Source organism: Achromobacter sp. JUb104, assembly GCF_024806975.1.
Taxonomy (GTDB): domain Bacteria; phylum Pseudomonadota; class Gammaproteobacteria; order Burkholderiales; family Burkholderiaceae_B; genus Achromobacter; species Achromobacter spanius.
In genome coordinates this window covers 778,996-804,363 of record NZ_JANUEY010000002.1, presented here as the reverse complement: position 1 = coordinate 804,363, position 25,368 = coordinate 778,996, and the positions used below count along the sequence as shown (strand labels likewise).

Here is a 25,368-nt window from a genome sequence, read left to right as displayed (position 1 = left end):
GGCATGTGTAGCCGGCAAAGAAGGGTAGCTGGCAAAGAAGGGCAGCCGGCAAAGAAGGGCAGCCGGAAAATTCAGGCGGGCTTCGCCTGCGGCTCGACCTTGGCGAAGAACAGATCCGTAATGGCTTGACCATCCATGGGTTCGCCGTTGATGGCGCGCGCCAGCAGTTCCGCGCCCAGCAATTGCACCGAAAACACCAGGTCCGGCTGCACCCGCCGGATCTTCTCCAAGTGCTTGCTGGTGTTGACCAGCGCCACCGTCTTTGCGCCGCCTTCGCCCGTGGCTTCCTTGGCGGCCAACACGATGAATGCATTTTCGGCGTCGTCGTCGCGCAGCGCCAGCACGTAGCGCGCGCGCGTCACGCCCGCGCTGTGCAGGACTTCCACGCTGGACGGATCGCCTTCGATCAGGTCCGTGGCGGCGGGGTATTCGTGCGGCGTGCCGGGCGGCACGATCACGGTGACTTCGTCGCCCCGGCGGCGCAGCCCGGCATAGACGCTAAGCGCCAGCGGCGTGGCGCCCGCGATGATGATGTGGTTTTTTCTCATGGCGGTGGAAAACCTGCCTTTGACAAGCCGTTTCAAATTGCCGCCGATCACCGGGCCGGCAATCGCGCTGATGGACGTGGCGAACACGGTAATGCCAAGAATGATAATCGACGCGGTAAACAGCCTGGCCGTGATGCTGTGCGGCGTGATGTCGCCATAACCCACCGTGGACATGGACACGATGGCGAAGTAGAACGCGGTGCCCATATCCTGCACCGGCGGGTTGAATTCGTTGCCCAGGTACAGCGTGCCGAAGACCGCGTAGATCAGCAGCGACAGCACGCTGACCAATGCAAACAGCGAACCCGCCGTGACGCTCGCGCGGTCAAAGCGCCGCCAGTAGACGATCAGCGCAATCAGCAGCACCAGCGTGTACACGCCCAGCCCGGCGCGCCCGGCCTCGCCAAGAATCGCAAAGGTGCCGATACCGATCAGCAGCACCAGCGAGAACGCCCACGCGATCCGCGCTTTCAGGATCAGCCCGATGGCAATCACTTGCAGGCCCACGCCCAACACCAGCCGTGGGATTTCCAGCAGGCCGACCACGCGCATCACTTCGTGCCAGTTGTCCAGCGCAAGCCAAAACGAATATTCGCGTGCGCGTACTTCCTTCAGCACGGGGTGCATGAAGGCATAGCCGTCCAGCGCGACCAAGATGGCCAGGCACCAGTTGGGCGAGAACAGCGCGCGGAATTTCTTGAGCCGGCGTGACAGCGAAAGCGAGTTCAGGGGCATTGGACTGATCCTTTAGTCCGCATTTTAGGACGATGCGACCGGAGGCCCTGCTATATCAAATAGGTATGGAAGACTATCAACAAAGAATTACTGGATTCCCGGGCCAAGTCATAAACTTCGTTCATCACGCGGCTATCGAAGTGGAAAACCGCTGATATGGATGGAAGGTCGGCCAGTCGTCGGGGCAGGCCCGAGATCCAGGCGTTGATCACGTTGCAGCTTGCGTGGGGACTAGAGACCCGGCGCAGGTTCACGGTCGGACCGTGCGTGAGCAGTATGAGGCACGAATGTTGGAATCGCGTGATCCAGGTAGAAGGCATCAGTGCCGGCTGATGACTCCGGGTTCACGTGTTGTTTTAGCGCGGCGTCTTACCTCTCGGGGGCAGCGCCGCGTTTTTTTCGCCTGTGTTCAGTGTTCAACGATGAACAGGCAAGGCCTCACGGGCCATCTCAATTTGCCGCGTCCGCATCCTCGGTTTCGCGGCGCCATTCTTCCAGCCCCTCTTGCCGGCTGTCTTCCCCCGAAGTCCGATAGTCCAGATCCAGCGTGATGTCCGCGGCGAACATATAGCCCCAGCCATGCACCGCGCGGATCGGCAAGGTCATTTGATTGGCAGCCGCCTTGCGACGCAGACGGCTGATCATCACATCCACGAAGCGTCGGCGTGTGATGCCGCTATCGGCATCGTCGGCCCCGTCGGCATAGAAGGCGTCGCGGCTGACCTTGCGGTCCGGCGCCGTCACCAGCCGCGACAGGAAATCTCGTTCTCCGGTCGTCAAACCTAGTGTGCGGCCATTCGGGCTGATCAAGGTCCAACCCTTGTTTGCCAGCCGCCACGCTTCCTGCGTGGGCTCTTCGGCGTGCGCGTCGGCGGTGGTTTCCATACCGTCCAGGCCCACCGCGCGGCGCACCAATGCTTGCAGCGCCGCCGCCAATTCCAGACCGGTTACGTCAGGGGGCAGGCAGGCATCCGCGCCGCAGAGCAGCGTGCGGATGCGACTTTCAGAGTCGGTGAAGGCGGCAATCGCCACGATGCCCAAGCCCCGGTCCACCGCTCGCAAGCGCACGGCGGCATTGTGGATATCGGAAAGCGGCGCGTCCAATACCACCAGCGGGCTGGGGCGTCGGGAGTAGCGGTCGTAGACGTCGATCAAGTCATGACAGCGGCGTACGCAGAAACCCAAATGCGATAAGGCGTCCACAAGCCTGGTGTGCTTGGCATCGTCATTGCCAAGGAAAATGACATCCAGCGTGTTATTCATTGATGCTTCCAATGAGGGGCGCGGCGTAAGACGGCGCGCCATGACGAGACCGTGCGGCGGTGTTTTTTTGAATGTGGGCGGGGAATCCGGCCGGTTGCTTGTCCCATGCTGGCCGTCAGGGCCGGTGGACCAAATGCCGTCTTGAAGTCACGCCCGTGTTTCATTTAAACACGGGCGTGTTTTTTTGTGAAGATACGTTTCTGTAGTTTCTGATGGTAACCGCGCGCGGGTCTGTCCCCCCTGGGGAAGCGCTTGAAACGGTGATTGTTTTCGGGTCCTTGCGCGCTGAGGGTCAGGAGATATTAAGTATTACCGATACATTATTTTCTATTTTCCATACCAAATCGCCCATAAACTCGACCCGGATTTTTTTGGCAAGCGGTCCAGTGGCACTGGCCTTGCTTGTGGGTTGTACCGATGGGGCAGGTCAGTTAAGTCAATGCCAGGTATGGAGATTTTTAGAAATGGGCAGTGTCGGACAGGGCGGGCGGCGAACGTCGAGCCGGCAGGCAAGCGCGCAAATAGTGCGATTTACGGATTAACCCGCAAATTGGGGTGCAATCCGTTTATTTGGCGGTTGTAATGAGATGTTTTAATTAAATAAATAAATTCATATTAATGTCTCAGGTTGATCGATTGGACACGTTTAGCCATCGTCTGCGCAGCGCAAGAATGCTTCAGGGATGGACTCAAAAGGACTTGGCGGTCGCAAGCAACCTCTCGCAAAGCGCTATCGGCAACTACGAAAGCGGCCAGCGCCTGCATCCCTCCAGCGATGCCCTCATCAAATTGACCCGCGCCTTGCGGGTCAGCCCGATGTGGCTCAGCACCGGAGAAGGTCCGATGCTGAATTCCGGTTACGCGGACCCGGCCGCAGCCGCCGAAGACGGCGTCTCTCCACAGCCCGGCTGGCCGTTCGAATCGGTGTCGTACGCCACCTATTCGCGGTTGAGCTTGCAAGAAAAGCGGCAGATAGAACTGGTGCTGGCCGCCTACATCAAGGCACGCGGTGAATAGTCCCGATGGGCTGCGCCGCGCTTTGCGGGCGCCGACGCAGATCGGGAACCGGTGCTGGTGCCGGAACCGGTACCGGCGCGCCGGCTTGCGGCTTGCTGCGCAGACGGCTGCGCAAGCGTTCCACGGGATCGGCGACCAGGCCATTCAACAGCGCTGAAAATCCGATGCTGCCCGCAACCACCAGTGCCGCGAACAGCGTGGGCTGATGCGTTTGGATGTCGTTGAGCAGCCAACCGAACACCAGGATCACCAGTGAATGGCAGATATAGATCGGGTAGCTGAGTTCGCCGATCGCCTTGTCCAGCCGATGCCGCGATTGGAACAGGAACGCCAGCGGCATCAGCGCGGCGAACAGCAGCACGGCCAGCCCGTCGCGCACCGTGGGGCTGATGCTGATCGAGAAGTGCAGCAGCGTGTAGGCGAACAGCACGGCGGTGCCGATTTCCGGCAGGCGGTTCACGCGGCGGGTCCACGCCTTGAACAGCGGCAGCAGCACCTGGTGCGATAGCGAGCCGATCAGGAACAGCGCCAGTTCGGTGGGAAAGAAGCGATAGGTCCAGGGGTCGCTCGAGCCGATACCGGTGGCGATCAACACCCCGCGCAGGGCCAGCGAGGCAGCCAGCAAGGCCAGCAGTCGGCGCGGCGAACCCAGCACGAAAGGCGCCACCAGATAGAAGCTCATCTCCACACCCAGCGTCCAGGCCTGCGGCACCAGCAGCCCTTGATACAGCGGCACCTCGCTTCTGGCGAAGCTGCCCGTGAAGGCCAGGGCCGAATCCTGGATGCCAAAGAACATCAGCCAGTCCTGCCCGAAGATGAACAGGTTGGACACCACCAGGAACAGCTCGGCGGAAAAAGGCAAAGCATCATAGATGCGGAAGAAAGCGCCGCCGCTCAGCACATGCGCCGCGAGCGTCAGCACCGCCACGGCCAGGTAGATGGGAAATAGGCGCAGGAAGCGATTCGCGTAGAACTTGCCCGTTGCGCCCTGGTAGTTGTCGGTGGCGGTCAGTACATACGAGATCAGGAAACCCGAGATCACGTAAAACAGTTGCACCGCCAGTCGGCCGCCGACGAGGTTGTCGGTGTAACTGCCGCCCAGATGATCCAGCACCACTGAAAGCGCCAGTAAGGTTCTTAAGAAGCCCATCGCCGTGTCTCCCCCGGTAGTTGTTGTTTGCGGCCCCCTCGGACCGGACACCTGCGTTGCTTGATGCGTCTGTAATCGACTTTCTTTCCTGTGCTGCCAGGGTTGCCGACACCCTGATCTGGAATGATTCTGCGCGCCGCTCGCAGCCGCCACCATGCGGCATTCGATGCAGCTACCCGCATCATCGGCGTGAGACCGCTGACGCAGCTTGCTGCTTTTGGATACCGCTGTAGGGGTGAGATACAAGGACGACACAGGCCTGGCCCGGTTACAGTCGGGGGGTCGAAACCTTCAGGAGACCTACCCATGCTTACCCATCTGTCTTCGCGTTGCCGGCTGCTATGCCTGAGCCTGTTGGCCGCGACACTGGCGGGTTGCGCGGGGTCCACCGGAGGCGCGCGCCCGCAAGGCGCCGCTGCGGCCAATGCCGCCACCAGCGCGGACTCGTTGGCCCAAACCAGTTGGGAACTGGTTCGCTGGGCGCAGGCCGGCGGCGGCTTGCGCGACATTCCCCACGGCGACAACGGCGAACCGGTGCGGCTGACGTTCCTGGCCCAAGGCAAGCAGTACCGCGTCAACGGGTTTGCCGGCTGCAACCGCTATATGGGGTCTTACAAGCTGGAAAGCGGCAAGCTCTTCATCGACGCCCCGGCCACCACCCGCATGGCCTGCGTGCCGCCCGAACGCGCCAAGCTTGAAGCGGACTACCTGCGCGGCCTGACCGCCATCGATACCTTCACGCTGGACAGTGGCGGCGCCCCACGGCACCTGACGTTCAACCTGCGTGGCGGCGACGTGCTGGAATTCGAGCGCCGCCAGGATCCTCCCACGCCGTAAGCCTGTCGTCCCAATGCTGCGGCCCCGGCGATAATGTGGCGTTGTCCGCGCCCGGCGTTGTGCCGGGGCGCGGCTTGCCTTGCTCTTGCTGATTCCGGGAGACCGTTCATGTCCTTTACCGCTTCCTTGCGCTGGCTGGCGCCGTGCGTGTTGTCCTTTGGCCTGGCCGCCTGCGCCGCGCCGTATCGAGCGGCAGACGGGCAGGACCCGCGCTTTCAACCGGCTTCGGCGTCGGACGTGCTGGTGCAGACCAATTGGGACCTGGCCCGCTGGACCCTGCCGGGCGGCGGCTTGCGAACCATTCCGCACCCTTCATCGAATTCCCGGCCGCTGACAGCCAGCTTTGCCCATGTTCAGGGCACCCCAAGCATGTCGGGCTTTGCGGGCTGCAACCAATACAACGCGCCCTATACGGTGGCCAACGGCCAACTCATCGTGCGGGCGAACCCCGTGGCCACCATGATGGCCTGCGCCCCGCAGACGATGAAGCTGGAACAGGACTTCCTGGCGGGGCTGACGCGCATCACCGCCATGTCGCTGGACAACACCAACAACCCGCAGCGCATGACCTGGGTATTAAGCTCCGGCGACACGCTGGACTTCGGCCGCCGTTGAGCGGGATCAAGCCGCAGCCGTCGGAAACCCGCCGGGCCGTGGGCGGCGTAACCCGCCCAGCGATTATGATTACGGGCTTCGCCGTCCGCTTTCCATCGCTTTGCCATGACTTCCGTCGTCAATATCGCCGCTTATAAATTCGTTTCGCTGGATTCCCTGCCCGACCTGCGCGCCCACCTGCTCACGGTGGCCGGAGACTGCGCGCTCAAGGGCACCATCCTGCTGGCCGAAGAGGGCATCAACCTGTTCCTGGCCGGCTCGGTCGAGGGCATTGACGCCTTCCTGCAAGCGCTGCGCGCCGACCCCCGTTTCGCCGACCTGGAAGTCAAGTTCAGCCACAGCGAAGTCGTGCCGTTCCGCAAGCTGCTGGTGAAGATCAAGCGCGAAATCATCCGCATGGACCACCCCACGATCCGCCCCGAAGCGGGACGCGCGCCGGGCGTGGACGCCAAGACGCTGGCGCGCTGGCTTGCCCAGGGCGCCGACGACGCCGGCCGGCCTGTGGTGATGCTCGACACGCGCAATGCCTTCGAAGTGGACGAAGGCACGTTCCACAACGCCATCGACTGGCGCATCGAACGCTTCACGCAGTTTCCCGCCGCCGTCCAGGCGCACCGCGCCGAACTCGAAGGCAAGACCGTCGTCAGCTTCTGCACGGGCGGCATCCGCTGCGAAAAAGCCGCCATCTACATGAACGAGGCGGGCATCCAGAACGTGTACCAATTGGACGGTGGCATCCTCAAGTACTTCGAGGAAACGGGCGGCCCGGGCTATGACGGCAAATGCTTCGTCTTCGACGAACGCCATTCGCTGGATCCGGGCTTGGCGCCTAGTCAACGCTGATTACCGTCAGACGACAAAAAACCCGCCGACTGGCGGGTTTTTGCTGGGCTAGCGCATCCCGATCAGCGCACGCGCATGCCGGGCTTGGCGCCGGGGAAGGGTTCCAGCACGTAGATGCCGGCATCCACCGCTTCGTCGGCGTGGCTGGCGGCCAGCACCATGCCTTCGGATACGCCGAACTTCATCTTGCGCGGGGCCAGGTTGGCCACCATGACGGTCAGCTTGCCGATCAAATCTTCGGGCTTATATGCCGACTTGATGCCCGAAAACACGTTGCGATGACGGCCTTCGCCCACGTCCAGCGTCAGGCGCAGCAGCTTGGTCGAGCCTTCGACGTGTTCGCAGTTGACGATCTGCGCAATGCGCAGGTCGACGCGGGCGAAATCGTCGATGGAAATGGTCTCGGCAACCGGTTCGCCGCCGGGCACCACCACGGGAGCGGCGGGCGGCTCGAACAGGTCTTCCAGCATCTGGGGCTCAACGCGCTGCATCAGGTGCTTGAACGGCGCCACGCGCTGCGGCAGCACGGCGGCGTCGGCCCAGGTGAACGGGGCTTGTGCGCCAAAGAGCTCAAGCGCCACGCGCTCGGCCAGCGACGGCAGCACCGGGGCCAGCATCACGGACAAGGCCTTGAAGCCCGCCAGCGACCGCGAGCAGATGTCTTGCAGCGCGGCCTTTTGCGCGTCGTCAGCGGTGGCCAGGCCCTTGGCCAGCACCCACGGCTGAGCCGTGTCAAACGCCTGGTTGATGCGGTCGGCGTAGGCCATGATTTCGCGGATGGCGCGGTTGTATTCGCGGGCTTCAAACGCAGCGCGGATCGATTCAGCCTGTTCGGCGTATTCCGCCGACAGCGCCGTGGTGTCGCCGGAATAGCCCAGCACGCCGTCAAAGTGCTTGGTGATGAAGCTGGCGGCGCGGCTGGCGATGTTGACGTATTTGCCGACCAGGTCGCTGTTGACGCGGGCGATGAAATCTTCCGGGTTGAAGTCCACGTCTTCGACGCGGGCATTCAACTTGGCGGCGATGTAATAGCGCATCCACTCGGCGTTCATGCCCAGTTCCAGGTAGCGCAGCGGCGAAATACCGGTGCCGCGGCTCTTGGACATTTTTTCACCGCTGACGGTGATGAAGCCGTGCACATTCACCTGGTCCGGCGTCTTGCGGCCGGCGAACTTCAGCATCGCGGGCCAGAACAGCGCGTGGAAGTAGACGATGTCCTTGCCGATGAAGTGGACTTGTTCGGTGCTGCCATTGGGGTCGAGCAGGGCGTCGAAATCCAGCCCCTTGACCGCGCAATACGACTTCAACGACGCCAGGTAGCCCACGGGCGCGTCCAGCCACACGTAGAAATACTTGCCCGGCGCATCCGGGATGTCGATGCCGAAGTAGGGCGCATCGCGCGAAATGTCCCAGTCGCCCAGCTTGGCCTCGCCATCTTCGGCGCCCAGCCATTCGCGGGTCTTGGCCAGCATTTCAGGTTGCAGGTGCTTGCCGCCGTTGGCGTTGGAACCGGTGGTCCATTGCTGCAGGAATTCCACGCAGCGCGGGTCCGACAACTTGAAGAAAAAGTGGTCGGACGACTTCAGCACGGGCGTGGCGCCGGTCAGGGCCGAATACGGGTTGATGAGTTCGGTGGGCGCGTAGACGGCGCCGCAAACCTCGCAGGAATCGCCGTATTGGTCCTTGGCGTGGCACTTGGGGCATTCGCCCTTGATATAGCGGTCGGCCAGGAACATGCCCTTGACCGGATCGTAGAACTGCTCGATGGAGCGCGTTTCGATCAGGTCCTGGGCACGCAGCGCGCGGTAGATGTCGTGCGACAGCGCGACGTTCTCGGCGGAATCGGTGGAATGCCAGTGGTCGAAACGGATATGGAAACCGTTCAGGTACTGCGGGCGCTCGGCGGCATAGCGGGCCACCAGCGCCTGCGGCGAGATGCCTTCTTTTTCGGCCTTCAGCATGATCGGCGCGCCGTGCGCGTCGTCCGCACCCACGAAATGCACCGTGTGGCCCGCCATTCGCATCGAACGGACCCAGATATCAGCCTGGATGTATTCCATGATGTGGCCGATGTGGAAGGAGCCGTTGGCGTAGGGCAGCGCTGTGGTGACAAAAAGGGTGCGAGACATGGTTGTCGACAGAGGTTGAAGGAAAAAGGGGATTGGCGGGCCATTTTAGGGCAATGGCGAAGTCTTGCCCGCGACGCCGGCCGCTAACGACACAACCCGCCGATCGCAAGCCTGCGATTCGGGCGGGTTGAAGGGGAAGCGGCCAAGGCGTGGCGCTGGGGCTTGCAGCGCGCGGCTAACAGGCCCCGAGGGCGTACCGTGCAACGACAAGCTTGCGCCGCGTGCGGCGCAAGCCGTCATGCAGCGCCGCCGTTAGCGGATTTCGCGTGCTTCGACGTCGATCACATCGCCACGCGGCTGCGTGGCGAACGGGGCGGTGGCGGACTGGAATGGACCCGGTCGGGCGCCTTGGCGTTGGCTCCAGTAGGCGCGGACGCCGAAAGGTTTGCCACGCACCTTGGCGACCACGTACAGGATCGCCACGGCAAGCGCCGTGGAGAGCATGAAGACCAGCGCCATCGCCATACCGATCAAGGCCAGGGCGGCGAATAGGACGGCACGGAAGAAGCGGATAAGTGTGTTGGTCATGAAGGTCGGATGCAAAACGCAGCGAAAGGTTCCCGCGTATCCGCTATCCTTTAGGGGATGGCGGCCCGCAGAAGCCGCGCTGCCTACGGAACCATAGTGACATGAGTATAACGATAGATAACATCCGCGCCGCCTTGCGCGCCGCGCGCGACCCCAACACGGGTTTGGACCTGGGCGTTTCTGTAAAAGATCGTGACATCCAGCTGGCGGGCGCCCGCCCCGCCGTCACGCTGGAATTGGGCTACCCCGCCGATGGCGTGCGCGATGAAATCGCCGCCATTGCCGCCGCCGCCCTGGCCACCGCCGGCGTGCCCGATGCGCAAATCACCATCACCTGGAAGGTTGCCGCCCACGCGGTGCAGAAGGGCTTGAAGCCGCTGCCCAACGTGCGCAACATCATTGCCGTGGCCTCCGGCAAGGGCGGCGTGGGCAAGAGCACCACCGCCGTCAACCTGGCGCTGGCCCTGGCGGCCGATGGCGCCAAGGTAGGCGTGCTGGACGCCGATATCTACGGCCCCAGCGTGCCGACGATGCTGGGCATTTCGGGCCGCCCCGAAAGCCTGGACAACAAAAGCATGGAACCGCTGACGGGCCATGGCTTGCAGGCCAATTCCATTGGTTTCCTGATCGACGCCGATTCGCCGGCCATCTGGCGCGGCCCCATGGTGACGCAGGCGCTGGAACAGTTGCTGCGCCAGACCAACTGGCGCGACCTGGATTACCTGATCGTCGACATGCCTCCCGGCACGGGCGACGTGGCGCTGACGCTGGCGCAGAAGGTGCCGGTGGTGGGCGCGGTGATCGTCACCACGCCGCAGGACGTGGCGCTGCTGGACGCCCGCAAGGGCTTGCGCATGTTCCAGAAGGTGGACGTGCCGATTCTGGGCGTGGTCGAAAACATGGCCATCCACATCTGCTCGCAATGCGGGCACGCCGAACATATCTTTGGCGAGGGCGGCGGCCAGCGCATGGCCGAGCAGTACCAGACGCCCTGGCTGGGCAGCCTGCCCTTGACGCTGGCCATCCGCGAACAGACGGATGCCGGCAAACCCACCGTGGTGTCGGACGCGGGTAGCGAAGCCGCCGCGCTGTATCGCGGCATTGCGCGCAAGCTTGCAGCGGGCGTCGCGGCGCTTCCGCGCGACATGGCCGGAAAATTCCCGTCCATCGTCGTCCAGCAGCCGACGTGACGCATGCGGTGGGCAGCACGCGCCTTTCTGGCAGGACTCTGCGTGGTGTCGGGCGAGGCCTTGGCCAAGCGCCCGGAAATCATCGTGGACCCAGGGGGCGTGCCCCCGGCCGCGCTGACGGCGATTACCGAGGCGGTTGACGCCATTGCGCGTCTGGCCGAAGACCAGGACGGCGGGGAAATCAACCGGCTGCGTCGGCGCGCGCGCGACGCGACGCTGGCCGCGCTGGCCACGCAGGGGTATTTTTCACCCAAGGTGACGCTGGAGGCGGGTACCGACATCGGCGGAGAAACCTGGGATATCGGCATCGTGGCGGGCAAGCGCACGACCGTCTCGTCCGTGGACCTGAAATTCACGGGCCGCATTACGCGGCCTGAATATGCCCAGCGCGTGCAGAAGCTGCGCGACGACTGGCAGCTCAAGGCCGGCCAGCCGTTCATCAATAGCGATTGGAACCGCGCCAAGTCGACGTTGCTGGACGACGTTTCCACGCGCGATTTCATGCTGGCGCGCATGACGGCCTCGCAGGCCGACATCACCGCCGACACGGCCTCGGCCGCCTTGCACGTCACGATCGACAGTGGGCCCCAGGTTCGCATGGGCGAGCTCAATACCGAAGGCTTGAAGCGCGTGCCCAACAAGCTGGTCGAGCGCTACGTGCGCTATTCCGTGGGCGCGGCCTATGACCAGAACCGGCTGGACTCCTGGCAGCAGGACCTGCAATCCACCGCCTTCTTTCGCGGCGCATTCGTGTCGCTGGAGACCCCCGGCAGCGCCCAGTCGCAGGCGACCGACGTGAATGTCGATCGTGCCCGCGCGCCGGGCTCCACCGACCTGGCCGCGGAAACGCCGGCGGGCGACCCGTCCGTATCCGGCGCCGTCCCGCCTCCGCCGCCCACCTATGATTCCGACGGCGAAGTGACCCTGCCGGTGCAGGTGCGCGTGGTCGAAGCGCCGCCCAAGCGCTTCACGGCCTCGATCGGCTTGGACGACGAAGCGGGCGTGCGGGTGGAATCGCTGTACCGGCAGAACGTGGTGTTTGGCCAGCCCGTCACCATGGAAACCGGTTTCGGCGTGGACCGGCTGCGCCAGCGCGCCTACGCCGACTTCCTGCTGCCGCCGACCGAGCGCGGCTACAAGGATTCAATCGGCGTCCTGGCCGACCATTCCGACATCCAGGGCCTGGAAGTGACGCGCTATGCCCTGGGCGCCACGCGCCTGCAAGAGCGCAAGGGCGCGGGCGACAGCCGCGTGGAATACGAAACCCGTTGGGGCCTGTTGCTGGCGCAAGATCACGTGAAGATCGATGGCGGCGACGAATACACCTTGCCCACGCTCACCGCCACGGCCGAATGGCTGCGCCGCGACGTGGACAACAAGTACAACCCGCGCGAGGGCAACCTGATCGCCGTGGGCGGCGGCGTGGGCGTCACGCTGGACACCGGCGAACCCTATACCCGCGCCCGGCTGCGCGCGCAGAAATGGTGGCCCATCGGCAAGCTGGACGTGCTGACCGTGCGCGGCGAGGTCGGGCGGGTGTGGTCCAGCAGCAAGGTGCAGGTGCCTGACGACTTCGGCTTTCGCACGGGTGGCGCGCGGTCCATTCGCGGCTACAAGTACCAGAGCATCGGCGTGCAGCGCGACAACGCGGTGGTGGGCGCGCCCACGCTGGTTGTCGGCAGCATCGAATACGACCATTACTTCGACGAGCGCTGGGGCATGGGTGTGTTTCTGGACGCGGGTGATGCCGCGGAATCGTTCGGCGACATGTCGCTGGCCCTGGGCTACGGCGTGGGCGCGCGGGTGCGCACGCCCGCCGGCCCGCTGTCCCTGGACGTGGCTTACGGCCAGCGTGAGCGCGACCTGCGTCTGCACTTTTCGTTGGGGATCGCGTTTTGAGGATGTTGCGCAAGTTCCTGCGCCAGGTGCTGGTGTGGTGGTTGCCCGGCTTGGCGATGCTGCTGTTGTTGGCAGCCGGCTTTCTGTTCTGGCTGGTGGGGTCGCAGAACGGAACGCGGCTGCTGTTGACGACGGCCGCGCAACAACTGGACGGCCAGGCGCTGGACGTACAGGGTTCGCTGCTGCGCGGCGTAACCGTGGGCAAGCTGGACCTGGATGTTGGCGGCGGTACGCGCATCGACGTCAGCGAGCTGCATCTGCAGGTTAATTGGCGCGCGCTGGGCGACCGGCGGCTGCATGTGCGCGACGTATCGGCGGGGTCGGTGCGCGTGGCCTTGACGACCCAGGCCGACGTGCCTGCCCCCGAGGATGACGGCGAACCGTTTACGCTGCCGTCGCTGCCCGTGGATATCGCGGTGGACCGCGTTGCGTTGGGTGACTTCCACCTGGAACAGGATGGTCAGCCTCTGCCGGTCACGCTGGGCGACCTGAGCGCCACGTTCGCGGCCGGCAAGCAGGGCGCGCAGTTGCGCATTGCCTCGCTGCGCGTCGGCCACGAGGTGGGCGAGGCGCAGGTGTCCGGCGAGGCCGAACTCCAAGGCATGGCGGACCCCTGGCCCTTCGCCGCGCGCCTGGACGTGACCGCGCGCGGATCCGGCCCCGACTCTCCCTTGTGCCAAGCAGACAAATTAAGCGGCGTGATGGCGGCAAGCCAGACGGCGGCCGGCAAGCAGGCCGATGCCAAGTCGCCCAAGTCGCCATCCGAAGCGAACGCCAAGCCCGACTCCAAAGCCAAGTCCGATCCCAACGCCAAGTCCGATCCCAAGCGCCCGGCAGATCCCAAGCTCCAGGCCGATGCCAAGACCGGCTCGTCGGCACCCGCCAAGGTCGGCGCCCCGTCCGCCGGCTCGTCCCAGTTGGCAGGCCCGCCGCCGCCCGCCTGCCAAGTGGTGTTGCGCGCCGATGCCGCCGGGTCGATGGAGGGTGTCCAGGCCAAGCTGGACGGCGACGGTTCCGGCTTGCTGCTGAACGTAGTAGCTGACTTGGCGCCGCGCACGGCGTTGGTGTTGCGCAGCGCCCGGGTCAACGTCCAGCTGCCCGACAAATCGGCCCTGGCCGCGCAGTTGGACCTGCAATCCGACCCGGCGCAGCAGGGGGCGGGCCGCGAACGCATCGTGGGCACCATCAGCGCGCAGCGACTTGATTTGGCGCCCTGGCTGGGCGAGGCGATTCCGCCGGCGGTGCTGACCGTGCGCGGCGACGTGCAGGCAGACATCGAAAACCTGAGCCAGTTGCGCCACGCTGCCGTCGACCTGCGCTTTGAAGACGGCACCCGCTGGAACAAGCAGCCCTTGACCGGCAGCCTCAAGGCCCAAGTGGATATTGCTGCGGCAGCCGATGCTGCGGCAGCCGATGCTGCGGTGGCCGATGCCACGGCGGCCGATGCCACGGCGGCCGATGCCGCGGCAGCCGATGCTGCGGCAGCCGATGCGACGGCAGCCGATGCCGCGGCAGCCACCACATCCCCGTCCCCCACCGCCGACCCGCTGGCCGGGCTGCGTATCCACGGTCTGGACGTGGACCTGAAACTGGGCCGCAACCGCATCCAGGCATCGGGCGAGATGGACGCCAATGACGGCACCCTGACCCTGGACGCGCAAGCGCCCCAGTTGGACGCTTTCTGGCCCGGCATCCCCGGTGGCGCGGAACTCAAGGGCAATGTCGCCGGCACCGTGGCCGCGCATCGCGGCGAGCTGAGCGCTGGCTATACGCCCGCCAAAACGCGCGCGGGCGTCCTGGGCCAAGCCCCAGCCAAGGCGAATATTGTCTTCACTGGCGGCTGGGGCAAGGGCCCGGCAGGCCAGCCTGACTCGGCCCTGGCCGGCTGGCGCGGCGCCTTTTCGCGGCTGACGGCGGATACCGCCGGCTTCACCGTGGCGGCGGACCGGCCGGTGTCCTTGGCCTATCTGCCCTCGGCCGTGCATCCGCAATGGCAATGGCAGGTGGGGCAGACCGTGCTCAGCGTGACCTTGCCGGGCAAGGAACGGCTGACCCTGTCGCACCAAGGCTCGCGCGGGGGCGGCAAGCGCTGGGAAACCGCCGGCCAGGCCGACAACCTGGTCATTACCGCCGCCATGGCCCGCCAGGTGATCGGCGCCATCGACCCCGACGCCGCCAGCAAACTGGGCAAGGGCCCGTCGCGCGTGAACGCCATGGTGCCCGAGGGCCAGCGCCGCATTGCGCTGGACGTGCTGTGGGACCTTAAATTCGACGGCCGGTTGGCCGGCAAGGCCCGCATCGCCCGCCGTGAAGGCGATCTGCTGATTCCCGGCGACCCGCCCATTCCGCTCGGGTTAAAGGCATTGGTGCTGGATCTGACCGCTACGCCCACGTCCCCCAACGCCAGCCGCCTGGACGCCAAGATCAATCTGGCCACCAATAAGATGGGTACCGTCAGCGGCACCGGCACGGCCGTGCTGCGCATGGACGCCAACGGCGGCATGGCCCTGGACGAGCGCCAGCCCCTGCGCGCCAAACTTGACGCCGACATTGCCGACCTGGCCTGGGTCAGCCTGTTCGTGGGCGACACGATGGAAGTGGGCGGCGCGGTCAAGGCCAATATCGATGTCCAAGGCACGCTGGCCGGAAAATGGGCGGCCACCGGCACCATCCGGGGCGACAAGCTGCGCGTGGTGCGCATCGACGACGGCGTGCGCCTAGTCGACGGCACGCTGTCGGCGCGGCTGGATGGTCAGCGCCTGGTGCTGGACAGCCTGCGCTTTCCGGCGGCGCTGCGCGTGATGCCCGCCGAATGGCGCACCAAGGAATGGATCACGACCAACCCGGAGGCCAAGGGCGGCTACGCCGAGGCGAGCGGGCAGTGGAACATCATGGATGGCGGCGGCAACATCAAGCTGACGCTGTACCGCTTCCCGGCGCTGCAACGCTCGGACCGCTACGCCATGGTCTCCGGCACCATCAACCTGACGGCGGCCATGCCGCGCATTGATATCGTGGGCGACCTGAAAGCCGACGCCGGCTGGTTCAGCCTGGAAATCCTGCAGGGCGTGCCGTCGCTGGACGACGACGTGAGAGTCATCCGCGCCGGCGAGGACGGCGCCACGGTATCCACGCCGCTGCAAACCAGCATGAACCTGAAGTTCGACATGGGGCCGCGCTTCTACATCACGGGCATGGGGCTGGACGCCGGCCTGCTCGGTTCCATCCGGATCCTGCTGAATGACGGTCGCCTGACGGGTGTGGGCGCCTTGCGCACGCGGGGCGGCGGCATCGAGGCCTATGGCCAGAAGCTGCGGCTGACCCGTGGCACGCTGACGTTCCAAGGTCGGCTGGACAACCCGATACTGGATATCGAGGCGTTGCGGACGGGCGAACAGGTGGAAGCCGGTGTCAAGGTGGTGGGCACCGCCCAGCGTCCGCGTATCGACCTGGTGTCCTACCCCGACGTCAGCGACGTGGAAAAGCTGTCGTGGCTGCTGCTGGGCCGGGGGCCCGACGAAAGCGGCAGCGACGCAGCGCTGCTGGTATCGGTGGGCACCGCGCTGCTGGGGGGCGGGCAGCCGTTCTACAAGCAGTTCGGACTGGACGACGTCAGCGTGCGTACCGGCAACATTGGCAGTTCGGGCAGCATCCTGCCCGACCGCACCGTGGCGGGTAACGTAAACCGGGACAGCAACAGCCAGTTGGCCACCCAGTTCCTGGTGGCCAGCAAATCGTTCGCCAACGGCATTACGCTGAGCGTCGAGCAGGGGCTGGCGGGCAGCGAGACCGTGGGCCGAGCCAGTTACCGGCTGGCGCGCGGGCTGTCGGTGGACCTGAAGGGCGGATCAGTGAACGGTATTGCCCTGGTCTACCGGACGTTCTGGGGGAACTGAGTAAAATGGCCCCCACTTCATCCCCTTTAGCACCATTGCCACCATGAGCATCAAAAGCGACCGCTGGATCCGCCGCCAGGCCGACGCCGGCATGATCGAACCCTTTGAACCGGGCCAGGTCCGCACGGCCAATGGCGGGCGCATCGTCAGCTACGGCACCAGCAGCTACGGCTACGACGTGCGTTGCGCCGACGAATTCAAGATCTTCACGAACATCAATTCCACCATCGTCGACCCCAAGAACTTCGACGAAGGCTCGTTCGTGGACTTCAAGGGTGATGTTTGCATCATCCCGCCGAACTCTTTCGCCCTGGCCCGCACGGTGGAATACTTCCGCATTCCGCGCAGCGTGCTGACCATCTGCCTGGGCAAGAGCACCTACGCGCGCTGCGGCATCATCGTCAACGTGACGCCGCTGGAGCCCGAATGGGAAGGCCACGTCACGCTGGAATTCTCGAACACCACGCCGCTGCCCGCCAAGATCTACGCCGGCGAAGGCTGCGCGCAGATGCTGTTTTTGGAAAGCGACGAAGTCTGCGAGACCTCGTACGCGGACCGGGGCGGCAAGTACCAGGGCCAGCGCGGCGTGACCTTGCCGCGCACCTGATGGCTCGGCGCGCGGGCGCCGCGCGCTGGCCGTTGAGCGGTTGCTGATGCAGTTGTTGATGCCCTTACTGGCGTAGTTACTGGCGTAGTTACTGACGCAGTTCCTGACGCGGACACTCGCGCAGGTAGGCAATATCCCATTCGGTCTCGCCGGTCTGCACGAAGCCGTGCCGGCGATAAAACCGGTTGGCGTCGCTACCGCGTAGCGCGCCCACGCTGACCGGCAACCCACGCCGGTCGGCGTCTTCCAGAATGCCTTGCAGGACACGGCCGCCCAAGCCCTGGCCCTGCGCGGCGGGTACCAGATACAAGTGGTCCAGCCGCAGGCCCTGGCCATCTGGCCGCAGTGCATAAAACCCCACCCGCTGTCCGCCCTGTTCTATCCACCAGGTGCAATCCGGGCGGAAGTTGTCGCGTAGCCGCGCGCGTGCCCGGTCGGCGTCAAAGCGGCCCACCCGTTCCAGGCTGTCGCGCATGGCCTCGACGCGAATGTCCGCCAGCGCGTCGAAATCAGCGGCCGCAACGGGTGCGATTCGCACGTCGGTGTCGTCCACCAGCTCGTCATAGCCCCGGCCCAGAAATTGCAGAATGCAGATGCCATGGCCGTAGGGGTCGCTCAGGTGCGCGATGCGGCCCCAGGCGTGGGTCGTGGCGGCGTCTTCCAGGTGCGCGCCGGCCGCCACGGCCTGATCGACCGCGCGGTCCACGTCGGGCACCACCACGTCCAGATGCACCGGCGTCCAGTGGCGTGCATAGTCGCGCCATTGCGGCGAGGCGCTGGTCGCACGCGTGCCCGCGGCTTTTTCAAGCAGGTAGATGGGGGCGTTGGCGCCGTGCATTTCCGCCGCCTTCGGCCCCAGCCGTCGATGCAGCGTCAGCCCGAATGCGCGCTGATAGAAGTCAACGGCGTGATCCAGATCGGGCACATCGATATTGACGAGAAGCTGCATGAAGGCGTTCCTGTGTGAGACGGAAGAAAACCATATCACGCACACGGTGCGTCCGCGGTGTTGCGGCGCAAGCGCTAAAGAACCCCCGCCCGCGACCGTAAAAAGGATATATGTGTTTGCCGATTTGGCGACGTCATCTCTGCAAGCTGAGCAAGGCCCGACCCCCGTGCGTTACCCCCATATTCCCTGGCTGCCCCTGTTGTTTTATCCCGCGCTGCCAGTCGCCGCCGCGGTCGCGCTCATGCTGTGGCGGGAATGGCCGCCGGCGCTCACATTGATTGTGCCGTTCGTGCCTTGGGTGATGGCGTTGATTGGCGCGGCGATCTGCCTGATGTACCAGCGTTCGCAAACCTTGGCGCTGATGCTGTGCGTGCTGGCCGCCACCGTGTTGTGGCCAACGCTGGCGCGCGAGGCGCCCTGGGCGCTGGGGCCCGCGCTGGCCTGGTGGGCGGTGGCTTACACCATCAACGCGCTGTGGGCGGAACGTTCCAACATGCTGCTGGACCTTGCCTTGCGCGCAGGGCTGATCGCCGTCGGTGTGGCGGGCATTGCACTGATCGGCAAGGACGGCATGGTGGAAGTGTTCGGCACCCTGGCCGTGCAAGGCAAGCTGGCGCGCCTGGGCGTGCCCATTGAAGCCCTGGTGGCGCTGCTGGGCACCGGCTTGACGCTGACCTTGCTGCTGCTGCGCTACGGGCGTCCGCAGCAGGCGGGGCAATGGTTGGGCTTTGTGTGCATGGCGTGGGCCTTGCCGCGCGGCGAGCATCACCCGATTGAACTGGCCTTGATGTCGGCCGCCGCGCTTACCGCGCTGTGCATCTCGCTGGCGCACGAAGGCTTTCACATGGCGTTTCGCGACGAGCTGACCGGCTTGCCGGGGCGCCGCGCGCTGAACGAGCGCTTGCAGCGCATGGGCCGCGTGTACACGCTGGCGATGGCCGACGTGGATCATTTCAAGGCGTTCAACGATACCCACGGGCATGACGTGGGCGACCAGGTGCTGCGCATGGTGGCCTCGCAATTGCGGCGCGTGCCGGGAGGCGGCCAGGCGTATCGCTACGGCGGTGAAGAATTCACGTTGGTGTTCCCCGGCAAGACGGCGGCCGAAAGCATGCCGCATCTGGAGTCGGTCAGACGAGCCATCGAGGCGTACCAGATGCGCTTGCGCGATAAGCCGGCGCGGCCCAAGGCGGACCAGCTCGGCCAGCGTCGGCGCGGCGCGCGTGGTGGACGCAATGCGCGACCGATGCGTGTCACCGTCAGCATCGGCGTGGCCGAGCGGGGCGACGCCTTGCGCGCGCCCGAAGCGGTGATCAAGGCGGCCGACCAGGCGCTGTACAAAGCCAAGGATGGCGGGCGCAATCAGGTGTGCGCCTATGGCGCGCGGCGGCGCGGTTCGGCGGCATGACCGGGCCTGATTGGGTCTGATCGGGCCTGATCGGGCCTGATCGGGTCTGATCGGGTCTGACAGGGCTGCGAGGTCGGACAAGACCTTGAACGATCCTCGCCCGTGCGCACTACTTGCCGTCGAGCGGCAGCGCCATCAAGGTCTCGTCATAAAGCTGGCCGTTCACGCACAGCGATTCGCGCTCGGTACCGTATTCCGCGAACCCCAGGCTGGCGTACAGCGATGCCGCCGCCGCGTTGTTGGCGGTGACGCTCAACTGCACCTGGCGAATGCCGCGCATGGTGCGCGCGTGCGCGATGGCGGCTTGCATCAGCAAGCGGCCCAAGCCACGGCCGCGCTGCGCGGGCGCCACGTACATGCTCCAGATGTGCGCCTTGTGGCGCATCTTCAACTTGCGCTGGCGGCCCACGCCCACGATGCCCACCAGCGACTCGTCGTCAAAGACGCCGAACATCGCGCCATCGTTCTGCGGCGCGATCCACGCCTGGATATCTTCCAGTGTCAGCGTGTGTTCCTCTTCGTAACTTGATCCGAACGATTCGGGCGTTTCAATCAGCGCATCCAGGCGCAGGCGTCGTAAAGACGGGGCATCCGGGGTGGTCAGGCGTCTGACTAGCGGTGAGGTCATGGGCGTCAAGTGTTGGGAATAGGTAACGTTGGTGGGCCTTGCGGGGCAGTATAGGCAAAGCCGCCGCCTATAATCGGGCTATTGCCGCTTGCGGTTTTCACAAAGGAGCCAACGATGTTCGGTTTCCTCAAGATAAACCAGGACGCCAATCTTGACGAAGTGCAGGGTGCATTTGTCGAGCGGGTGGCGGACGCCGCGCAACACTTTGTCGAAGTCGCCGAATCCACCGGCGCCGTGCTGGACTACTCCCTGTCCAGCATCCATGCGCTTGATGACGCGCTAGAGGCCGCCCACCTGGGCAGCCTGCCCCTGACCCCCATGCAGACCGTCGGCGCCGCCGCCTACCTTTACGAGGTGGGTCGCCGCGCGCATGGCGGCTTGTATGAAGTCTGCGACGACGACGACCCCGTCGTGCTCGTATGCGGCGACCCCGGGGCCGAAGTCTGCTTTGGCGCCATCGCCAAGGTCGAGCGCCGCATCCGGGACGGGGCCACCGAGTCCATTCCCGCCTACTTCGAGCAGTTCACCTCGGCCTTGCGGGCCGGTGAGGCTTGCACCATCCGGTAGGTTTTCCCCTTGGCAGCCGCTGCCGCCGCGCCGAAAGCCGCCGCTTTTGGCGCGATGACAACGGCCGTTCGGCCTATCTGGGGATTTCCCGTAGGACTGAAAGAAAAACAGCCCTACAATTCGGCCATTCCCGCCTGTCGGCGGGGGCTCGCGCCGTCTGTCATCAGCCGGATTTTTACTAGCAGTACACTCGCGCCGCGTTACGCGTCCGAACCCGCCATGCCCCCAGGAGCGCCTGCATGAAATTTCGCTTCCCCATTTTCATCATCGACGAGGACTACCGTTCCGAGAACGCGTCCGGTTTGGGTATTCGTGCCTTATCTGAAGCGATCGAGGCCGAGGGCGTCGAGGTGATCGGGGTAACCAGTTATGGCGACCTGAGTTCGTTTGCGCAACAGCAAAGCCGCGCCAGCGCCTTCATCCTGTCGATCGACGATGAAGAGTTCGACGTGGACTCCCCCGAGGACGTGGCCAGCGCGATCAAGAACTTGCGTATGTTCATCGGCGAACTGCGCTTCCGCAACGCCGACATCCCCATCTATCTGTATGGCGAGACGCGCACGTCGGAACACATTCCGAACGACATCCTGCGCGAGCTGCACGGCTTCATCCACATGTTCGAGGACACCCCCGAATTTGTGGCGCGCCACATCATCCGCGAAGCGCGCAGCTACGTGGATTCGCTGCCGCCGCCGTTCTTCCGCGAGCTGGTCAAGTACGCGCAAGACGGTTCGTATTCCTGGCACTGCCCGGGCCACTCGGGCGGCGTCGCCTTCCTGAAGAGCCCCGTGGGCCGCATGTTCCACCAGTTCTTCGGTGAAAACATGCTGCGCGCCGACGTCTGCAACGCCGTGGACGAACTGGGCCAACTGCTGGACCACACCGGCCCCGTGGCCGAGTCCGAACTGAACGCCGCCCGCATCTTCCACGCCGACCACTGCTTCTTCGTGACCAACGGCACGTCCACGTCCAACAAGGTCGTGTGGCACGCCAACGTCGCGGCCGGTGACGTTGTCGTGGTGGACCGCAACTGCCACAAGTCGATCCTGCACGCCATCACGATGACGGGCGCGATCCCGGTGTTCCTGCGCCCCACGCGCAACCACCTGGGCATCATTGGGCCGATCCCGCTGGAAGAATTCCACCCGGACAACATCCGCAAGAAGATCGAAGCCAACCCCTTCGCGCGCGAAGCGGTGAACAAGAATCCGCGCATCCTGACGCTGACGCAAAGCACGTACGACGGTGTCATCTACAACGTGGAAATGATCAAGGAACAGCTCGGCAGCTATGTCGATACGCTGCACTTTGACGAAGCCTGGCTGCCGCACGCCTCGTTCCACGAGTTCTACCAGGACATGCACGCCATCGGCCAGGACCGCCCGCGCAGCCAGGACGCGATGGTGTTCGCCACGCACTCCACGCACAAGCTCTTGGCCGGCATTTCGCAGGCCTCGCAGATCATCGTGCAGGAATCCGAGACCCGCAAACTGGACCGCAACGTCTTCAACGAGGCGTACCTGATGCACACGTCGACGTCGCCGCAGTACGCGATCATCGCGTCGTGCGACGTGGCCGCCGCCATGATGGAACCGCCCGGAGGCACCGCGCTGGTCGAGGAAAGCATCCGCGAAGCGCTGGACTTCCGCCGCGCCATGCGCAAGGTGGAATCGGAATTCGGCAAGAACGACTGGTGGTTCAAGGTCTGGGGCCCGAACCGCCTGGTGTCCGAAGGCATCGGCAACCGCGACGAATGGATCCTGGAAGCCAACGACCACTGGCACGGCTTCGGCGAAATGGCCGAAGGCTTCAACATGCTGGACCCGATCAAGGCCACGGTCATCACGCCGGGGCTGGACATGTCGGGCAGCTTCGGCGAAACCGGCATCCCGGCCGCGCTGGTCTCCAAGTACCTGACCGAGCACGGCGTGGTGGTTGAAAAGACCGGCCTGTATTCGTTCTTCATCCTGTTCACCATCGGCATCACCAAGGGCCGTTGGAACACGCTGTTGACCGCGTTGCAGCAGTTCAAGGACGACTACGACCGCAACCAGCCGCTGTGGCGCATCCTGCCGGACTTCTGCCGCGTGCATCGCCGCTACGAGCGCATGGGCCTGCGCGATCTGTGCCAGGAAATCCACGAAGCCTACCGCGCGCGCGACGTCGCCCGCCTGACCACCGAGATGTACCTGAGCGACATGGTGCCGGCGCTGAAGCCGTCGGACGCCTTCGCGCGCATGGCGCACCGCGAGGTCGAGCGCGTCGACATCGACAAGCTGGAAGGCCGCGTCACGGGCGTGCTGTTAACCCCGTATCCCCCGGGCATTCCGCTGTTGATTCCGGGCGAACGCTTCAACCGCACCATCGTGCAGTACCTGCAATTCGCGCGTGAATTCAACGAGCGCTTCCCCGGCTTCGAAACCTATATTCACGGCCTGGCCGATGAATTGGGTCCGGATGGCGAAAAGCGCTACTACGTTGATTGCCTGATCGAAGAATAAGACCCGGCGGGTCTGGAGTCCTGATGTTTGATGTAGCCGTACTCGGCGCCGGCGCCGCTGGCATGATGTGTGCAGCGGTAGCCGGCCAGCGCGGCTTGCGCGTGGTGCTGGTCGACCACACCGAGCGCCTGGCCGAGAAAATCCGCATTTCGGGCGGCGGCCGCTGCAACTTCACCAACATCGGGACCGGACCCGCCAATTTTCTGTCCGATAACCCGCATTTCTGCCGCTCGGCACTGTCGGCCTATACGCCGCAGGATTTTCTGGCGCTGATGAAGCGCCATCACATCGCCTGGCACGAGAAGCATCGTGGCCAGTTGTTCTGCAACGATTCCAGCGAATCCATCATCGACATGCTGCGCGCCGAGTGCGACGCGGGCAATGTGCAGTGGCGCATGGGCTGTTCGGTGGCCGAGATCAGCCATGGCGAACAGGGCTTCGAACTGCGCACCAGCCAAGGCGTGATCCGCGCGGCCAAGCTGGTGGTGGCCACGGGCGGCATGGCGATCCCGCAATTGGGCGCTACCGACTTTGGCTTGAAGATTGCGCGCCAATTCGGCTTGAAGGTGGTCGAGCCGCGCCCCGCGCTGGTGCCGCTGACCTTCGACCCAGCGCAATGGCAGGCGCTGTCCGAACTGTCGGGCGTGGCGCTTGAAGTGGGCCTGCACACGGGGCAGGGCAAGACCCGGGGCGAATTTCTGGAAGACCTGCTGTTCACCCATCGTGGCTTGTCCGGGCCGGGCATCTTGCAGATTTCCAGCTATTGGAAACCGGGCGAGCCCATCGTCATCGACCTGGCGCCGGGCCGCGACCTGGCCGAAGAACTGCTGGCTTCCAAGTCGGGCAACCGGCAGCAATTGCATACCGTACTTGCCGGGTTATGGCCCAAGCGGCTGGCCGACCGCTGGCTGCATCTGGCGGAGCAGGGCGGCAAGCCCGGCCTTGCCGCGATGCGCCTGGCCGACGCGCCGGACAAAACACTGCGTGCGTTGGCGCAAGACATCCATCAATGGACACTGGTGCCCAGCGGCACGGCCGGCTACAAAAAGGCCGAGGTGATGCGCGGCGGCGTCGATACACGCGGCCTGGACCAGAAATCCATGCAAGCCAAAACCACGTCCGGCCTGTATTTCATTGGCGAAGCCGTGGACGTGACGGGCTGGCTGGGCGGCTACAACTTCCAATGGGCCTGGGCTTCGGGCGTGGCCTGCGGCAAGGCGCTGTAGTTGGTGTTGTAGTTGGGTGTTGCCGTCATCGCTGTGATGAAGCAGTGATGGCGCGGTGATGGCGCGCTAATGTTGCGGTAATGGCCCAACATCCACGCCGTCATTGTTTTATCAAATAAAAATACATATCATTTATGTTTTCGATTTCGACTGGCACCTTTCGATGCAAAGGCACCAATCCCACGGAGACATGCATGCCCTATACCCTTCCGACGCTGCCCTACGCCTATGACGCCCTGGAGCCTCACATCGACGCGATGACGATGGAGATCCACTACAGCAAGCATCATCAAACCTACGTCACCAGCCTGAACGCGGCGCTGGATGGCGCCGGTATCAGCACGGAAGAACCCGTTGAAGCCTTGGTCGCGCGCCTGGACCAATTGCCGGAAGCCATACGGGGCGCGGTCCGCAACCATGGCGGTGGCCACGCCAACCACAGCTTGTTCTGGTCCGTGATGTCGCCCGAAGGCGGCGGTGAACCCGATGGCGCGCTGGCCGCCGCCATCGACGCCGAACTGGGTGGCCTGGCCGCCTTCCGCGAGGTCTTCACCAAAGCCGCCTTGACCCGCTTCGGCAGCGGCTGGGCCTGGCTCTCGGTCACGCCCGCCGGCAAGCTGGTCGTGGAAAGCAGCGCCAACCAGGACAGCCCGCTGATGCAGGGCAACACCCCGATCCTGGGCCTGGACGTCTGGGAACACGCCTATTACCTCAAGTACCAAAACCGTCGCCCTGAATACATTGGCGCCTTTTACAATGTCGTGAATTGGTCCGAAGTGGCTCGCCGCTATGCGGCTGCGAAGGGCTAAGCCCGCTCTGTGACGGAGGCAGC

At 64.6% G+C, this 25,368-nt stretch carries 20 protein-coding genes; 13 read left to right on the top strand and 7 right to left on the bottom strand.

The window, feature by feature from the left end:
* Positions 1-71 precede the first annotated feature (71 nt).
* Together kch and M2361_RS15540 are read right to left on the bottom strand one after the other, a co-directional pair.
* Positions 72-1,283: a voltage-gated potassium channel protein gene (kch, locus tag M2361_RS15545; protein WP_259250375.1), complete on the bottom strand. Its 1,212-nt coding sequence runs from the start codon at positions 1,281-1,283 to the stop codon at positions 72-74.
* Positions 1,284-1,733: 450 nt separating this feature from the next.
* The gene (locus M2361_RS15540) at positions 1,734-2,546 is read right to left on the bottom strand and encodes a winged helix-turn-helix domain-containing protein (RefSeq protein ID WP_259250374.1); all 813 of its coding nucleotides are present in this window, start codon (positions 2,544-2,546) and stop codon (positions 1,734-1,736) included.
* A gap of 618 nt (positions 2,547-3,164) precedes the next feature.
* Between M2361_RS15540 and M2361_RS15535 the strand changes: the two genes are divergently transcribed.
* A complete protein-coding gene (locus M2361_RS15535) occupies positions 3,165-3,563 on the top strand; it encodes a helix-turn-helix domain-containing protein (protein ID WP_259250372.1) in 399 nt (132 codons plus the stop codon).
* On the opposite strand, the gene M2361_RS15530 is transcribed toward M2361_RS15535, so the two are convergent.
* The gene (locus tag M2361_RS15530) at positions 3,544-4,713 is read right to left on the bottom strand and encodes an acyltransferase (RefSeq protein WP_259250369.1); all 1,170 of its coding nucleotides are present in this window, start codon (positions 4,711-4,713) and stop codon (positions 3,544-3,546) included. The two genes, M2361_RS15535 and M2361_RS15530, sit on opposite strands and share 20 nt — an antisense overlap.
* A 306-nt stretch (positions 4,714-5,019) precedes the next feature.
* Here M2361_RS15530 and M2361_RS15525 point away from each other — a divergent pair, with 306 nt between their 5' ends.
* From M2361_RS15525 to M2361_RS15515, 3 genes are all read left to right on the top strand, one after another.
* Positions 5,020-5,550 carry an META domain-containing protein gene (locus tag M2361_RS15525; RefSeq protein ID WP_259250368.1) on the top strand — a complete coding sequence of 177 codons (531 nt, stop codon included), beginning with the start codon at positions 5,020-5,022 and terminating at the stop codon, positions 5,548-5,550.
* A gap of 108 nt (positions 5,551-5,658) precedes the next feature.
* Positions 5,659-6,165: an META domain-containing protein gene (locus tag M2361_RS15520; RefSeq protein ID WP_259250366.1), complete on the top strand. Its 507-nt coding sequence runs from the start codon at positions 5,659-5,661 to the stop codon at positions 6,163-6,165.
* 105 nt (positions 6,166-6,270) lie between these two features.
* Complete coding sequence (locus M2361_RS15515; protein ID WP_259250365.1) at positions 6,271-7,008, top strand: sulfurtransferase; 738 nt, start codon at positions 6,271-6,273, stop codon at positions 7,006-7,008.
* Positions 7,009-7,070: 62 nt separating this feature from the next.
* Here the strand turns inward: M2361_RS15515 and metG are convergent, their stop codons facing one another.
* Together metG and M2361_RS15505 are read right to left on the bottom strand one after the other, a co-directional pair.
* On the bottom strand, positions 7,071-9,137 hold the full coding sequence (gene metG / locus M2361_RS15510) for a methionine--tRNA ligase (protein WP_259250363.1): 2,067 nt from the start codon (positions 9,135-9,137) through the stop codon (positions 7,071-7,073).
* A gap of 252 nt (positions 9,138-9,389) precedes the next feature.
* The gene (locus M2361_RS15505; RefSeq protein ID WP_050448114.1) at positions 9,390-9,665 is read right to left on the bottom strand and encodes a hypothetical protein; all 276 of its coding nucleotides are present in this window, start codon (positions 9,663-9,665) and stop codon (positions 9,390-9,392) included.
* A 101-nt stretch (positions 9,666-9,766) separates the two neighbouring features.
* Here M2361_RS15505 and apbC point away from each other — a divergent pair, with 101 nt between their 5' ends.
* Genes apbC through dcd form a run of 4 tightly spaced genes read left to right on the top strand, consistent with a single transcriptional unit; the run spans position 9,767 to position 17,257 of the window.
* The gene (apbC, locus tag M2361_RS15500) at positions 9,767-10,855 is read left to right on the top strand and encodes an iron-sulfur cluster carrier protein ApbC (protein ID WP_259250361.1); all 1,089 of its coding nucleotides are present in this window, start codon (positions 9,767-9,769) and stop codon (positions 10,853-10,855) included.
* A 3-nt stretch (positions 10,856-10,858) separates the two neighbouring features.
* A complete protein-coding gene (locus M2361_RS15495) occupies positions 10,859-12,754 on the top strand; it encodes an autotransporter assembly complex family protein (RefSeq protein WP_259250359.1) in 1,896 nt (631 codons plus the stop codon).
* 2 nt (positions 12,755-12,756) lie between these two features.
* Entirely contained in the window at positions 12,757-16,650 is a 3,894-nt protein-coding gene (locus M2361_RS15490; protein ID WP_259250357.1) for a translocation/assembly module TamB domain-containing protein, read from the top strand.
* Positions 16,651-16,693: 43 nt separating this feature from the next.
* Positions 16,694-17,257 (top strand): dCTP deaminase, encoded by a 564-nt coding sequence (gene dcd / locus M2361_RS15485; RefSeq protein ID WP_006221748.1) that lies wholly within the window; start codon positions 16,694-16,696, stop codon positions 17,255-17,257.
* An 88-nt stretch (positions 17,258-17,345) separates the two neighbouring features.
* On the opposite strand, the gene M2361_RS15480 is transcribed toward dcd, so the two are convergent.
* Positions 17,346-18,206 (bottom strand): GNAT family N-acetyltransferase, encoded by an 861-nt coding sequence (locus tag M2361_RS15480; protein WP_259250353.1) that lies wholly within the window; start codon positions 18,204-18,206, stop codon positions 17,346-17,348.
* Positions 18,207-18,372: 166 nt separating this feature from the next.
* On the opposite strand from M2361_RS15480, the gene M2361_RS15475 reads away from it, so the two are divergent.
* On the top strand, positions 18,373-19,614 hold the full coding sequence (locus M2361_RS15475; protein ID WP_259250351.1) for a diguanylate cyclase: 1,242 nt from the start codon (positions 18,373-18,375) through the stop codon (positions 19,612-19,614).
* 109 nt (positions 19,615-19,723) lie between these two features.
* Here M2361_RS15475 and M2361_RS15470 read toward each other — a convergent pair whose 3' ends face one another.
* The gene (locus M2361_RS15470) at positions 19,724-20,242 is read right to left on the bottom strand and encodes a GNAT family N-acetyltransferase (RefSeq protein WP_259250348.1); all 519 of its coding nucleotides are present in this window, start codon (positions 20,240-20,242) and stop codon (positions 19,724-19,726) included.
* Between the two features lie 114 nt (positions 20,243-20,356).
* Between M2361_RS15470 and M2361_RS15465 the strand changes: the two genes are divergently transcribed.
* From M2361_RS15465 to M2361_RS15450, 4 genes are all read left to right on the top strand, one after another.
* Entirely contained in the window at positions 20,357-20,809 is a 453-nt protein-coding gene (locus M2361_RS15465; protein WP_259250346.1) for a hypothetical protein, read from the top strand.
* Positions 20,810-21,048: 239 nt separating this feature from the next.
* The gene (locus tag M2361_RS15460) at positions 21,049-23,310 is read left to right on the top strand and encodes an arginine/lysine/ornithine decarboxylase (RefSeq protein WP_046805107.1); all 2,262 of its coding nucleotides are present in this window, start codon (positions 21,049-21,051) and stop codon (positions 23,308-23,310) included.
* A 23-nt stretch (positions 23,311-23,333) separates the two neighbouring features.
* Complete coding sequence (locus M2361_RS15455) at positions 23,334-24,536, top strand: NAD(P)/FAD-dependent oxidoreductase (protein WP_259250343.1); 1,203 nt, start codon at positions 23,334-23,336, stop codon at positions 24,534-24,536.
* 194 nt (positions 24,537-24,730) lie between these two features.
* Positions 24,731-25,345, top strand: a complete 615-nt coding sequence (locus M2361_RS15450) for a superoxide dismutase (protein ID WP_259250342.1) — start codon at positions 24,731-24,733, stop codon at positions 25,343-25,345.
* Positions 25,346-25,368 lie beyond the last annotated feature (23 nt).